The organism is Enterobacter sp. PL_is379, assembly GCF_055817355.1.
This window is the reverse complement of the sequence record NZ_JBVPGT010000030.1, coordinates 327,501-340,437: the sequence shown is the minus strand read 5'-3', so window position 1 is coordinate 340,437 and position 12,937 is coordinate 327,501. Positions and strand designations below refer to the sequence as shown.

Below are 12,937 nucleotides of genomic sequence, written 5' to 3'. Positions count from 1 at the left end.
TTATCATTCAGGAGGCATTATGAATCGGTATCAATTTCCGGAAGATTTTTTTTGGGGCGCAGCGGCGTCGGGTCCTCAGACGGAAGGCATAGCGCATAAGCCGCACCGTTCTATCTGGGATAGCTGGTATGCAGAACAGCCCAACCGCTTTTTCCAGCAGATTGGTCCGCAGAAAGTATGTGAAACCTACAGCAAATATAAAGAGGACGTTGCGCTGATGAAGCAAACGGGATTTAACTCGTTTCGTACATCCATTCAGTGGTCACGGTTGATTGATGATTTTGAAACTGGCGCCCCAAACGCAGAAGCCGTCCGGTTTTACAACAACTACTTAGATGAGATGATCGCCAGCGGCATTGAGCCAATGATTAATCTTTATCATTTCGATATGCCGGAGATTTTGCAAAAGCAGTATGGCGGTTTTGAATCACCCCATGTGACGGATCTTTTCGCACGGTTTGCCCGCACGGCATTTGAGCTATTTGGTCATAAGGTCAAATACTGGATCACCTTTAATGAGCCGATAGTACCTGTTGAAGGCGGCTATCTTTATGATTTCCATTATCCTTGTAAAAAAGATGGCAAGCTGGCGGCGCAGGTTGCATTTAACATTATGCTGGCGCATGCAAAAGCGGTGCACATATACCGAGAACTTGACCTGCCTGGCGAAATTGGCGTGGTGCTTAACCTGACCCCCTCGTACACCCGAAACAACAGCGACGAGGATAAAAAAGCAGCGTGGTATGCCGACCTGTTCTTTAATCGCAGTTTCCTTGATCCGCTGGTGAAGCATGAATTCCCGAAGGAATTATGTGAAGTACTCGCAGCCCATGATTGCTTGCCAGAAATAAAGAAAGCTGATGTCGATCTGATAACGCGTTCGAGGGTAGATTTCCTGGGGGTTAACTACTATGTTCCGCGTCGGGTTAAAGCGCGCGAATGCCCCTATGAGCTTGATTACTTCACGCCAGAGTATTACTTCGAGAACTACAGCGATCCCGAAGGGCGCTTCAATCCGTATCGCGATAATAACGAGATTTACCCCGAAGCGATTTACGATATTGCCTGCAACATCCGCGATAATTACGACAATATGAAATGGTATCTGGCTGAAATCGGTATCGCCATGGATATCCAGTCAGAAGGTCCGGTGCTGGCTGATGGGTTTATTGATGACACTTTCCGCATCGAATTAATGGAAGAACACCTCCAACAGCTCCATCGCGCCATCAGCGAGGGGGCGAACTGCTTTGGCGTACACCAGTGGACATTTATTGATAACTGGTCTTGGATAAATAGCTTTAAACGTCGTTACGGTTTCTGGCGACTGGATCTGGAAACCGGAGAGCGACAGATAAAGCGCAACGCTATTTGGTTCGCTCAACTTGCTGCCTCTAACGGATTTACGCCCGGGGCATTTATAAAGGGCAACAAATAATGGCCTCGTTCTATCGCATGAGAAATGGCGTAAAAAATTATGCCTGGGGCAGCCGGACGGCTCTGAATACGCTGTTTGGCGTGCCGAATCCGGATGAGCAGCCTCAGGCTGAAATCTGGATGGGGGCGCATCCGGCAGGGTGTTCTGAAATTGAAGTTGGCGCGAACACGGTTTCATTACAGGACGCGATCGCAAAATCCCCCGGCACCGTTTTAGGGGAACGGACGATGGAAAAATTTTCAGGACTTCCGTTCTTACTGAAGATACTGTCTGCAGAAAGCGCGCTTTCGCTCCAGGTCCATCCCGATAAACGCCAGGCGGTAGAGGGCTACGCCAGGCAGGGAAATCGAGCTGGGGAAGATTATAACGACGCAAATCATAAACCCGAGTTGGTCTATGCAATCACGCCTTTTATGGCGATGAACGGTTTTCGTCCCTATCAGGAGATTGTGAATCATTTTCTGCGTCTCAGCTCGCCTGAACTCATGCCTGCGCTGATTGATTTTCGCCATAACCTTAATAATGAGGGGCTTAAAAACTTTTTTGTCGGCCTGATGCAGCTTGCACCACAGGAGAAACACACTGTTCTGCGGCAGTTGGATGAGAGCCTTCAGGCTGGGGCCTTTGTCCATTTACAGGAATTCCTCATCCGCTTGCAGCGGGACTATCCGGGGGATATCGGCGTCCTCGCACCGTTGTTTTTACACTGCATAACGCTTGAGCCTGGCGAAGCGATGTTTTTGCGGGCCGGTACCCTGCACGCCTACGTTTACGGAACCGCCGTAGAAGTGATGGCGTGCTCTGATAACGTTTTGCGCGCAGGATTAACACCGAAAAAAATTAATTTATCTGAATTAGTTAACTGTACGGCTTTTAGTGAGACTCATGAACATAACTTAAAGCTTGTTCCTGATATTGCTGGAAATGAAAGCCATTATCATGTTCCCGTAGAGGATTTCCGTTTCTCTGTAATAGAAAACTGCCAGCAACACAGAATTGAAGTCTTTAGCGCGCAAATTTTACTAGTGCTTGAAGGCTACACTACGTTGCGCGATACATACGGTGAAGAGATGACGTTCTGCGTCGGTCAGTCGGTATTTATACCGGCTCAGACAGAAGCTTATTTTTTGACACAAAGCGGACAGTGCTGTCTGGTTCAGTGCTGACTAGTTCATGTTTAACAGCATGATTTTATATTAGAAGAGGAAAATAGTCCGCACGGCATAGACTGAGCGGGCTATTTATTTTATTCCTGACCCTTGCGACTTTGTAACCGGCACAACTTTCCCAGTCATAGTTTTCATTTATTTTTACATCTTTAAGCAACTGCGCGTCATTGAATTCTAGAGCTTGAAGGCGGGTTTCAGAGAACATTACTTCGCTGAAGTTATGTTCCAGCCTTGCACGGCAAGAGCAGCATCAATGTAGTTGCGACTAAAGGTCAACGCCACGATGGCATGCTTTAAGCATGCCCACATATTTTCTCCCTCTTGGGTGAATCTGGCCTGCTTTCGCAGGCCATATACTGCCCCCACGCACGACGATTTGCTTCAAGAGACTCAACGGCAATACCAATAAAAAACGCTCGGTTGCACGATGTGGACAACAATTCAGATATGGCTCCCGTGGACTCAGAACCCGGCCGTGTCCGGATATTGCCAGGCCACGTCCAATATAGCGAAACCAGCACTCAGGCTCCATGACATTTTTTATACTTTACTCCCGACCCGCAGGGGCAAGGTTCATTTCTGCCTACCGCACCGTAAAATCGAGCAATTTCGGATTTGGTCGCCTTGTAAGCGAGTTGGGCGATGTAGTTCAACTGATTTTCAACCTCCTGACGTTGCTCGCCTGTTAACCCTTCAAAAAAGGGGGCTAGCCGACGCATCTCCGCTTCTGCCTGTGCATGTTCGCCTGCAAGTGCCAGTATGACGGCGTACTGGCTTCGGACCTGAACCAGTCGCTGTACCAGACCGGCTTCATTGACGACTGGCAGGACGTATTGCTCCATCACCTCTCTGGCACCGACATAGTCCTTTATTGCGACAAACTCATCAGCTAGATCCTGTCCTACCCGGACCAGAGATTCGGGGGCTGCGGTCATGTTGTAAAATTTCATCGCGTGAATGCGCAGAAACGGTGACACCTTTCCCTGCGCGTCATTAATTCTGGCGAGCAACTCTAGGGCATCGGCCAGATGTTTGATGTGCTCGTGAACATTTTCAGGCTGGTTGATGATTGCCCACAGCACATCCGAGTTTTTACCCATGACATCCTGTGGGGTAATACCAAATAACGTGTAGTAGCGATTCGCTACGCTCAGACACAGTGTTTCTGCTTGTTTGTATCTTTTCAGTCTCCAGAGCGCGATAGCATGGTTATAGTCAAAAATACGCGCATGCTCTTCATCCGGAAGGCTGGGGCGGGCATCTTCAGCCAGCGTTTGCACTTCACTAAGGTCTCCCTTTTCTGATAAGAAAATACGGAGTTGAATGATTTCTTTTCGCTTGTTTGATAAACGTCGTGATGCTTCTTCCGCTTCGCCAAGACGACCTGTAAGAGTGAAGTAGCCACAAGGTAGACCAGACTGACACTTAAGCGCATGAGGACAACCCCACCGAGCTACATCTCTCGTACAGGCTCCAAATCCAAGAGGATGCAGTTTTGCATGGCGTTGAAGCAGTGATTTCGCCTTATCAGCCAAATTTTGTTGTATTAACTTGTCATGTGCACGTTTTAGTTCAGGCAGAAAATTATCAGACATTGTGCCAGTTATATAGTCAACAACCTCAGCAGTTGTTTCACCAAAAGTCTGCATGTTCTGCTTCAGATTATGCTCGGTATTGAGCTCAGGATTTATCATTAGTGAGGTTGTTAATTTAACGTTTGCAACACCTGTATTTTTTACCGTCTTGGAAGACCGTGATAGAGCTGCCATTCTGCGGCTAACCTCAGTTCTGGGGGAGGGTAGGTTGACCGGAATGCAGGGCTTCTGCTGCGTAGTAAAGAGTGAAAGCTGGAAACTCTTCGTGAGAGCTTGATTGTTCTCATCATAAGCCTTTTCCAGCATATTGATTGCTAGAGAAGCGGTCTGATAGGACTGTGATTCGGCCTGATGCTGATAGTGTTTATTCTGGGTGATATCAACACGCCCCATTAGGATGGCCTGAATATGATCCGTCACTCCAGCGATTGCCAAGAATGTATTCGTAGTCAAATGTTCGTTTGTGCTTCTTAAAGTAATAGACGTAAAAGAAGCGCAGCGAACACAGAATGTTTTCTTGAGTCCCCAGATGTTTCTTGCTCAGTTCATTCATTCCATAAATTGTGGCGAACATGACCGGTAGGGTAGTCACATCATCAACTATGAGATGAGTTCTCTGGTTGTTCCTCGATAAATGTAAGATGGAATATGCCATGAACTTAGCGGATGCCCCGTAATTTTTGCGTTATGAAGTCATCGTAAGTCCACAACTAAACTTTGGCAACTGACTGATTCATCGGTAAGTTCCTGAAAGAGAGGAACTCATGAACCTAAGAACAAACCCACCATATTTAACATAATATACATTATGCGCACCTATATGGAATCAGGGAAAATCTGGCGTTTTGCGGACATCGTTGGCCTGGCTTCTGAAAGCGTCTTCGCCGGCTATCTCACAGCGCGTCCAGCGCATGCCAGCTTAACGGTACTGTTCTTCCCAGGTTTACTTACCGTTTTTCCCTGTTGATATAAGCCTGTAAACCCTCTGCAAGAAAATCAAACACCGTTTTACAGGCCTGGCTGTGGCGTAAATCTTCATGCATCACCAGCCAGGTGTCGAGATGAAATGCAAAGAAATCAGGCATTATCCTCTGTAACGGCGGAGAAAAATCGGCCAGATGCACCTGGCACATACCGATACCTGCTCCGGCACGTATGAGGTTTAATTGTGCAATATCGCTGTCGGTTCGCACGGTAAACAGCTCGCGGTTTAGCTGTGGGTACTGTTTAAGTGCTTGTAAAATAAAGGGCGTCATATTATCGAAACCCACAAGCGTATGGGTGAATAACGCATCAATACTTTCCGGTGCTCCATGTCGTGACACATAGGCTGGCGCGGCATGCAGACCTATTTCAATCCTGCCCATCCGACGAGCAATCAGTTGCTCCTGCACCGGTGTGGTCATGCGTACAGCAATATCCGCTTCCCGGTTCAGTAAATCCTGAACGCGATTAGACAGAACCAGCTCAACGGTTATTTGCGGGTATGCCTCCTTTATTTGTGCAATCACTGGAGGCAGAACCTCAGTGCCGATGATTTCACTTGCGGCAACGCGCACCACGCCTCGTAATCCGGCTGCGCCGGAGCTGAAGCTGGCAGCCGACCTCTCAATCATCATGGCCGTATTTTCCATCGCTTGTGCATGGCCCTTCAGCTCGACGGCTGCGTCCGTGGCCTGCAATCCTGTCTGGGAACGTGTAAATAACACAAGGCCGAGGGCCGATTCCAGTGCTGCAATATGACGTCCGGCGGTTGGCTGGGTAATGGCAAGCCTGCGTGCGGCCCCTGACAGAGACCCTTCCCTCATCACGGCCAAAAATGTGCGATACCATTCCCACGGGATATTTAGCTTCATACAAAAATGCATACCTGCTGGCTTATATTATGCAATTACATTTAGCCCGTGCGGTCATTAAGATGTCAAGCAGATATCCAATAAGGGTCAGACGATGAAAAGCACAAATAAGGTACTAATACTGGGCGCAACGGGTGGAATCGGTGGCGAAATAGCCCGTAAATTGATCCGGGACGAATGGGATGTGCGTGCATTGCGCCGCTGCACTCCGCAAAATGCCGATCGCAACAATAGCATTTCGTGGATAAGCGGAGATGCGCTGAATGCTGAACAGGTTGAGGCGGCGGCGTCAGAATGCAGCGTGATTGTCCATGCCGTTAACCCGCCGGGTTATCGAAACTGGGAACAGCTCGTTTTGCCCATGCTGCATAACACCATCAGCGCAGCGGAGAAAAACGGTGCATTAATCGTTCTGCCAGGCACGATTTATAACTACGGTCCGGATGCTTTTCCCCTCTTACGCGAGGATTCCCCTCAGAATCCGGTTACCCGAAAAGGCGCCATACGCGTGCAAATGGAGCAGGCACTCGCAGCCTATACACAGCGTGGCGGAAAGGTGCTGATTTTGCGGGCTGGAGACTTTTTTGGTCCCCATGCTGGCAATAACTGGTTTTCACAGGGACTGGTCAAACCGGGGCATCCGCCGCAGGTCATTAAAAACCCGGGGAAAACCGGCGTAGGCCATCAGTGGGCTTATCTGCCGGATGTCGCCGAAACGCTCGCAGCACTGTTGGCGCGTCGGGATGAGCTCGAACCGTTTGCCAGTTTCCATATGCGCGGGCATTGGGATCCTGATGGGACAGCGATGACCGCCGCCATAAAGCTCGTCGTGGAGCGTGCCGGTATAAAGGCGAAAGTGAAATCTTTTCCCTGGTGGCTTATCTCTGCGATGAGTCCCTTTAACGCTACGCTGCATGAAATGCGGGAGATGCGCTATCTTTGGAAGCAGACAATAGAGATGGATAATTCAAAACTGATTGCCTTTTTAGGACATGAACCGCAGACCCCTCTTAATGAGGCCGTACATTCCACATTAGTTGGTTTGGGCTGTATTTAACATAACCTGATGTTTAGAAAGGGTTGAAAGATGTCTGATATACTTAAGCTTTTGAAAAACGCAGCCCTAATCAAATGGAAATTGAATTAAATAAAAGTGTTAAAGAGAGAATCTTCCATGCTGTCATTTTTGAGGTGACGGCCAATGTTATTATCGCCCTGTCACTTGCCTGGCTGATGAATGTGTCTGTACTTCAGTCAGGCACGTTGTCCGTCATATCCGCACTTACCGCAACGGTCTGGAATTTTATTTTTAATAAGCTCTTTGATTCCCTGCAGAAAAAATACCAGTTTGAAAGAACATTTCTCATTCGTGCGATCCATGCGGTAGGTTTTGAAACAGGACTCATCATAACCTTAATGCCTGTCGCGATGATTATGCTGAATCTTACAATGACTGAGGCATTTTTTGTTGAGATTGGTCTTGTATTGTTTTTCCTGCCATACACGATGCTGTTTAACTGGCTTTACGACTATCTGCGCTGGACGTTTGTTGGACGTAAACGGTCTGTTATGTAGCGAGATATCAGTCACATTGACACGCCTTTGATCATCTTCGACTCCACTCACCTCCTATACTCTTCATTTCTCTATCTCTTTTCAGGAGTCGATAATGTTTGATCATGTGAAATTCGGCGTCAGCGATTATGAAAAAAGTAAAACCTTCTTCCTCGAGGCGCTTCGCCCGCTTGGTGTAGAACTCATCGATGAAGGCGCGCCGGAGTATGGTGTAGAAATGAGTTCCGGCGATGTTTCACTTTGCCTTTTCCATACAAATGACAAACCCGCGCCTCTGCATCTGGCGTTTGTGGCCAATACGCGTCAGCAGGTTGATGATTTTTACCATGCGGCACTGCGCGCTGGCGGACGTGATAACGGCGGGCCGGGGTTGAGGTCATACGGTGAAAATTACTATGCCGCGTTTGTCATCTCGCCTGATGGTCATAATATCGAGGCGGTGTGCCATGCGCCGCAGAGTCTGTAGCGTCAGATGTCATTAAATATCTGTCATGCGTCTATTTGCACGATTATGCACGAAAGTACTTCATTAAGCCACGTTAATCCCGTAAGGTATGGCCTGTTAACGTGCAACTTCATGCAATAACACTGACAGAGGTATTTATGACACAACAGTTGATTCTAATTGCCGGCCCCTACCGCAGCGGAACCGGCGGCGTTCAGGCGCGCATTGATGAGAATCTGGCGCGTCTCGAAAGCGCAGCATTAGCCGTTTACCAGCGTGGTCACATTCCGATCATAGGTGAATGGCTTGCTTTGCCGTTGGCAAAGGCCGCGGGCTCGAAAACCGTTGGTGATGAAATCAGCGAAGCGATGCTCTACCCCGTTGCTCACCGGCTCATAGCTAAATGCGATGCAATTTATCGTATCGCCGGTGTATCTAAAGGTGCCGATATGGACATTGAGGTCGCCAGAAAATACGGCCTCAGGGTTTATACCGCGCTTGAGGACATTCCTGAGGCTTAAGGAAAACCGACAGCCAGGCTGTGCTCTCAGGCTGGCTGTCAGACAGTATCACGATCTGAGGTTAACACGACGGATACCCCCTTTTCTGATACTGCGCGGACCCAGTCCTTATCGGTATTGTCTTCCACGACGATGGTATTCACCGATGACACATTACCAATCACAAACGAAGACGCTGTGTTGATCTTTTCCGGAGAAGCCAGAACAACAGTCTCCGCGGCTCTGCCGGAAAATGCACGTTTGATGCACGCCTCTTCGAAATCACCGGTCGTTAATCCAGCTTCAGGATGGATCCCGGTCACGCCCATAAAGAACAGGTCTGCATGAATATTTTCGATGCCTTCGATGGCCGCAGCGCCGACCGCAACGATAGAGTGTTTATACAAGCGACCGCCGATCAGAATCACCTCAATGGACGGATGATCGACAAGCCCCAGGGCAATGCTCGGGCTGTGCGTCACCACAGTGATACGAAGCTCGGGAGGGAGAAACGTAATCAGCTCCGACGTTGTCGTACCACCATCGACGATCACCACCTGGCCTGATGAAATCAGCTGCGCGCCTTTGCGGGCCACTCTTTTTTTCGCATCCATTTTCACGGATTGCCGTTCAGCAAACGGAGCAATTGCGGAAGATGACGGCAGCGCGCCACCGTGAACCCGCTGCAAGCGCCCTTCTGCCGCCAGCTCGCGCAGATCGCGCCGGATGGTGTCTTCAGAGACGTCAAAGAGAATGCTGAGCGCTTTTGACTGGACCTGACCTTCGGCGCCGAGCTTTTCGAGGATCAATTGTTTTCGTTGACTGGTGAGCATCATGAATTCCTGAAATTGCATGTTTTATCTTGTAAATGCACGATAATGCTGTTTATGATAATTACTCTACGTAAGGAGGAACAAACGTGCAATCGAAACGTGCAGATGTGCGCATCATTAACAGTGAAACACTGTCAGATAACTGGTACGTCCTTAAAAAATATACCTTCGACCTGCAGCGACGTGATGGCGAATGGCAGCGGCAGCAGCGGGAAGTCTATGACCGTGGCAACGGCGCGACGATTTTGCTCTACAACCGTGATAAAAAGACGGTGATCCTGACTCGCCAGTTCCGCTTCCCCGTCTTTATCAACGGCCATGAGGACAATCTAATTGAAGCCGCTGCAGGGTTGCTGGACAACATGGATCCCGAGAGCCGCATCAAAGCAGAAGCGGAAGAAGAGACCGGATTTCACGTTTCACGCGTGCAGAAAATTTTCGAAGCCTATATGAGCCCGGGCTCCGTTACGGAAAAGCTCTATTTTTACCTTGCCGAGTACCAGCCGAGAGACAGAACCGGCGCTGGCGGTGGGATCAAGGCGGAAGGAGAAGATATCGACGTGCTGGAAATGACGCTTGAAGAGGCATTACGCGGCATTGATACGGGTAAAATCGTCGACGGGAAAACCATCATGCTGCTTTATCATGTGGCCCTTAAAGGTATTCTGTAACCTACTGGTTTAAATCCTGATTTGAAGGTGCATGAGTTGGTACGCTTGTCCGTTACGCGGATGGAATGCGGGAAACCTCCTAAATTTTGCAGCCTACTATATTTAGTGAACGATTTCGAAATTCGATAAAATCATAAACATTTCCCTGAGTCATCTGCATTTACCATTCAAAAATGCCAAACGTTCACAAGGCTGCCTGCAGCGGTAGCCTGTCTTATCTGTTGACTGGATTAAAATGCGACTCGCTACAGATAACGAAGCATATTATACTTGCTCCTCCACTCAAACAGGAGGCAGCAACTCACGTGAAGGATACATATTACAACGACATAACGATCAATACGCTAATTCAGAGTGAGCTGGACGCGTTTTTTGAGGACTTCAAAGGGATCGTCTTTGCCTACGCTATTATGAACAAGAAAGATCCTTCACAGATGAGGATACTCAATAACAGTCCTGAGTGGTTTAATATCTACCTTGAAAGAAAATATCAGTTCATTGACCCTGTCATTATTCGGGCTTTGCGCTGTGTTGAAGACTTTTTCTGGGAAAGCGATGTCGTCCTGTCGGATGGTTATAACCTGACACGCATTTTCGACGAAAGTGTTCAGTATGATATATACCAGGGGCAGACTTTTCCTCTGCATGACTATCTGAATAATCTTGTTGTCTTATCCGTCATCAGTCCTAAGCATTCTGGTATTGACATAGAGAAATATCGGCCGCAATTTCTACGCTTCCTTGTTCAGTTACATCAGAAGACACTCAATCTGTATAGTCAGCATCAGCAGAAAAAGAATGTGTTCTTGTCGCCACGTGAGCGACAAATCCTCAAATGGGTCAGCGCCGGAAAAACCTATGCAGAAATTTCTGTTATTTTATCTATTGCTGAACGCACCGTTAAATTCCATATGGGCAATATAATGAAAAAACTCGGTGTGAATAATGCCAGACATGCAATAAAGCTTGGAACAGAACTCCGGTTACTGGACGACTGACCCTCAGACACTGGTTATAGATAGCGTAAATGCCCGAGCATTTCGCGAAGCCAGTGGCTGGATTTGTCTTTACTAATAATATCTTCAATAATGCGGGTGCTGGCAGGCATATAAATATAGTAAATAACCTCCCCTTTTTCAGAAACACCGCGCTGAATAACTTCAACTTTCCAGTTCGCATGCCGAAATATGGCATACATACCGCGACTGGCTACTGCGTACATTCCGTGATATTTATTCTTAATGCAATAAATATTCATTGCAAGAAACAATGCCTTACTGGCGGGCACGCCCTGCAAACTTGCAGAGTCTCGTGTTTCTTTATCTAAAAATAAACGACTCACTTCACAGCAGGGAACATCGGCTGGAAAAACAATGGGATTATCGAAATAATTATGAAAGATTTCGCTTATCATTGTCGGCTGCGTTGAGTTAATAAATCGCGCGCCGCATAACAGCTGTCCATCATACATACCCAGTAAGTATGTCGTGTTATGGGAATCAAATTGATCCTTTTCCATCCCTTCGATGCATTCCACTTTCCAGTCGAGTCGGTCCCGAAAGGTTTTTCTTCTGAGTCGGTAGAGTTCGTGCGCTAGTGCTGGGGGTAAATCATCGTAGTCGTGTAAAAAAAATTCAATGACAGAAATCATGCTCTTGTTCCTGATAATAACACCTGAAACTATCATCACCTGTCTTTTAGGACAGCTTTCATTGTGCCGCATATTCCCTATACTTAAAAAGTACCTGACCACGAAGTTCTCGCAAAACTAAGCGGTCAGGAGGTCAAAGACCTACGAAACACCAGGGATATACCCATCGATGATTATCTAATATTTAAAGTTTCGGGTACAGAGCATAAGAAGCACTTTGCCGATAAAATAATAAAAAACAATAATCATAAAGTAATTACAATAAAAACATTGCCCCTTAATCTTTTAAGGGGTAATATTTCCGATTGCTTATTTTTCCCACCCTCCCCTTCATTTTACAGAATCTACTGACTTCATCTGCCCAAAACCCTGGCCGGTACCGCTTTGCAGGTATCTGCCTGTGCTATTCTTGCTGAATCATGTAAGACGGAGAATTGATGATGGCCGACTGGAACCCTTCTCTTTACCTGCAATTTGGCGCAGAAAGAACGCGTCCAGCCGCCGAGTTGCTCGCCAGAATTCCTCTTGATGAAGCCGCTACTATCGCCGATCTGGGCTGTGGGCCAGGTAACAGCACGGCGCTGTTGAAGCATCGCTGGCCTTCTGCGCACATCACCGGGGTCGATAACTCCCCTGCTATGCTCGAGGAAGCACGCGCTGCCTTACCTGACTGCCACTTTGTTGAGGCCGATATCCGTCAGTACAAGCCTGGCCAGCCGCTGAGCCTGATTTATGCCAACGCGTCGCTGCAATGGGTTCCGGACCATTACGATCTCCTGCCTCATCTTGTCTCCCTGCTTAAGTTAAATGGCGTGCTGGCGATCCAGATGCCTGATAACTGGCTGGAACCCACCCATGTGGCGATGCGTGAAGTGGCGCTGGAGCAAGACTACCCGGACCGTGGCCGCGAACCTCTGCCGGGTATACATGCTTATTACGATATTCTGTCGGAGGCTGGCTGTGACGTGGATATCTGGCGGACAACCTATTATCACAAAATGAGCTCTCATCAGGCCATTATTGACTGGGTAAGCGCCACCGGCCTGCGCCCCTGGCTCCAGGAACTGAACGAGAGCGAGCAGAAACGTTTCCTGAAACGCTACCATGAACTGCTGGAAGAGCAGTATCCGCTCCAGGAAAACGGGCAGATACTGCTGGCTTTTCCTCGGTTGTTTATCGTGGCTCAACGCCAGCCCTGATCCGA

At 48.1% G+C, this 12,937-nt stretch carries 13 protein-coding genes and 1 pseudogene; 9 read left to right on the top strand and 5 right to left on the bottom strand.

Features of this window, described 5'->3' with window-relative positions; genetic code table 11:
* Positions 1 to 19 precede the first annotated feature (19 nt).
* Together AC0TOY_RS15800 and manA are read left to right on the top strand one after the other, a co-directional pair.
* Positions 20 to 1,438, top strand: coding sequence for a glycoside hydrolase family 1 protein (locus AC0TOY_RS15800; protein ID WP_048240799.1), 1,419 nt, complete (start codon positions 20 to 22; stop codon positions 1,436 to 1,438).
* The gene (gene manA / locus AC0TOY_RS15795; RefSeq protein WP_228483847.1) at positions 1,438 to 2,604 is read left to right on the top strand and encodes a mannose-6-phosphate isomerase, class I; all 1,167 of its coding nucleotides are present in this window, start codon (positions 1,438 to 1,440) and stop codon (positions 2,602 to 2,604) included. Before AC0TOY_RS15800 ends, manA begins: the two co-directional genes overlap by 1 nt.
* Positions 2,605 to 3,128: 524 nt before the next feature.
* Here the strand turns inward: manA and AC0TOY_RS15790 are convergent.
* The 3 genes and pseudogenes from AC0TOY_RS15790 to AC0TOY_RS15780 all read right to left on the bottom strand — a co-directional run bounded on the left by AC0TOY_RS15790 (position 3,129) and on the right by AC0TOY_RS15780 (position 6,058).
* On the bottom strand, positions 3,129 to 3,326 hold the full coding sequence (locus tag AC0TOY_RS15790; protein ID WP_473722177.1) for an SEC-C metal-binding domain-containing protein: 198 nt from the start codon (positions 3,324 to 3,326) through the stop codon (positions 3,129 to 3,131).
* Between the two features lie 594 nt (positions 3,327 to 3,920).
* Positions 3,921 to 4,646, bottom strand: a pseudogene (locus AC0TOY_RS15785) (hypothetical protein); the annotation flags it as partial.
* Positions 4,647 to 5,149: 503 nt separating this feature from the next.
* Positions 5,150 to 6,058, bottom strand: coding sequence for a LysR family transcriptional regulator (locus AC0TOY_RS15780; RefSeq protein ID WP_148769184.1), 909 nt, complete (start codon positions 6,056 to 6,058; stop codon positions 5,150 to 5,152).
* A gap of 94 nt (positions 6,059 to 6,152) precedes the next feature.
* Here AC0TOY_RS15780 and AC0TOY_RS15775 point away from each other — a divergent pair, with 94 nt between their 5' ends.
* From AC0TOY_RS15775 to AC0TOY_RS15760, 4 genes are all read left to right on the top strand, one after another.
* Positions 6,153 to 7,115 carry an NAD-dependent epimerase/dehydratase family protein gene (locus tag AC0TOY_RS15775; RefSeq protein WP_473722108.1) on the top strand — a complete coding sequence of 321 codons (963 nt, stop codon included), beginning with the start codon at positions 6,153 to 6,155 and terminating at the stop codon, positions 7,113 to 7,115.
* Between the two features lie 74 nt (positions 7,116 to 7,189).
* Entirely contained in the window at positions 7,190 to 7,633 is a 444-nt protein-coding gene (locus AC0TOY_RS15770) for a PACE efflux transporter (protein ID WP_048991628.1), read from the top strand.
* Between the two features lie 94 nt (positions 7,634 to 7,727).
* On the top strand, positions 7,728 to 8,099 hold the full coding sequence (locus AC0TOY_RS15765) for a VOC family protein (protein ID WP_061715134.1): 372 nt from the start codon (positions 7,728 to 7,730) through the stop codon (positions 8,097 to 8,099).
* Between the two features lie 137 nt (positions 8,100 to 8,236).
* Positions 8,237 to 8,599: a TIR domain-containing protein gene (locus AC0TOY_RS15760; RefSeq protein WP_208762879.1), complete on the top strand. Its 363-nt coding sequence runs from the start codon at positions 8,237 to 8,239 to the stop codon at positions 8,597 to 8,599.
* A gap of 38 nt (positions 8,600 to 8,637) precedes the next feature.
* On the opposite strand, the gene AC0TOY_RS15755 is transcribed toward AC0TOY_RS15760, so the two are convergent.
* On the bottom strand, positions 8,638 to 9,411 hold the full coding sequence (locus AC0TOY_RS15755; protein ID WP_473722176.1) for a DeoR/GlpR family DNA-binding transcription regulator: 774 nt from the start codon (positions 9,409 to 9,411) through the stop codon (positions 8,638 to 8,640).
* An 86-nt stretch (positions 9,412 to 9,497) separates the two neighbouring features.
* Between AC0TOY_RS15755 and AC0TOY_RS15750 the strand changes: the two genes are divergently transcribed.
* Together AC0TOY_RS15750 and AC0TOY_RS15745 are read left to right on the top strand one after the other, a co-directional pair.
* Positions 9,498 to 10,082 (top strand): GDP-mannose pyrophosphatase, encoded by a 585-nt coding sequence (locus tag AC0TOY_RS15750; RefSeq protein ID WP_473722106.1) that lies wholly within the window; start codon positions 9,498 to 9,500, stop codon positions 10,080 to 10,082.
* 305 nt (positions 10,083 to 10,387) lie between these two features.
* Positions 10,388 to 11,080 carry a helix-turn-helix transcriptional regulator gene (locus AC0TOY_RS15745; RefSeq protein WP_024908481.1) on the top strand — a complete coding sequence of 231 codons (693 nt, stop codon included), beginning with the start codon at positions 10,388 to 10,390 and terminating at the stop codon, positions 11,078 to 11,080.
* A gap of 14 nt (positions 11,081 to 11,094) precedes the next feature.
* On the opposite strand, the gene AC0TOY_RS15740 is transcribed toward AC0TOY_RS15745, so the two are convergent.
* A complete protein-coding gene (locus AC0TOY_RS15740; RefSeq protein ID WP_157189188.1) occupies positions 11,095 to 11,733 on the bottom strand; it encodes an acyl-homoserine-lactone synthase in 639 nt (212 codons plus the stop codon).
* A 440-nt stretch (positions 11,734 to 12,173) separates the two neighbouring features.
* On the opposite strand from AC0TOY_RS15740, the gene tam reads away from it, so the two are divergent.
* Complete coding sequence (gene tam, locus AC0TOY_RS15735) at positions 12,174 to 12,932, top strand: trans-aconitate 2-methyltransferase (protein WP_024908479.1); 759 nt, start codon at positions 12,174 to 12,176, stop codon at positions 12,930 to 12,932.
* Positions 12,933 to 12,937: the final 5 nt, after the last annotated feature.

Coding starts and splice junctions, on each gene's coding strand:
- AC0TOY_RS15740 (WP_157189188.1), bottom strand. CDS start 11,733: ATGATTTCTGTCATTGAATTTTTTTTACACGACTACGATGATTTACCC.
- AC0TOY_RS15800 (WP_048240799.1), top strand. CDS start 20: ATGAATCGGTATCAATTTCCGGAAGATTTTTTTTGGGGCGCAGCGGCG.
- AC0TOY_RS15760 (WP_208762879.1), top strand. CDS start 8,237: ATGACACAACAGTTGATTCTAATTGCCGGCCCCTACCGCAGCGGAACC.
- AC0TOY_RS15780 (WP_148769184.1), bottom strand. CDS start 6,058: ATGAAGCTAAATATCCCGTGGGAATGGTATCGCACATTTTTGGCCGTG.
- AC0TOY_RS15755 (WP_473722176.1), bottom strand. CDS start 9,411: ATGCTCACCAGTCAACGAAAACAATTGATCCTCGAAAAGCTCGGCGCC.
- AC0TOY_RS15765 (WP_061715134.1), top strand. CDS start 7,728: ATGTTTGATCATGTGAAATTCGGCGTCAGCGATTATGAAAAAAGTAAA.
- AC0TOY_RS15770 (WP_048991628.1), top strand. CDS start 7,190: ATGGAAATTGAATTAAATAAAAGTGTTAAAGAGAGAATCTTCCATGCT.
- AC0TOY_RS15775 (WP_473722108.1), top strand. CDS start 6,153: ATGAAAAGCACAAATAAGGTACTAATACTGGGCGCAACGGGTGGAATC.
- tam (WP_024908479.1), top strand. CDS start 12,174: ATGGCCGACTGGAACCCTTCTCTTTACCTGCAATTTGGCGCAGAAAGA.
- manA (WP_228483847.1), top strand. CDS start 1,438: ATGGCCTCGTTCTATCGCATGAGAAATGGCGTAAAAAATTATGCCTGG.
- AC0TOY_RS15790 (WP_473722177.1), bottom strand. CDS start 3,326: ATGCGTCGGCTAGCCCCCTTTTTTGAAGGGTTAACAGGCGAGCAACGT.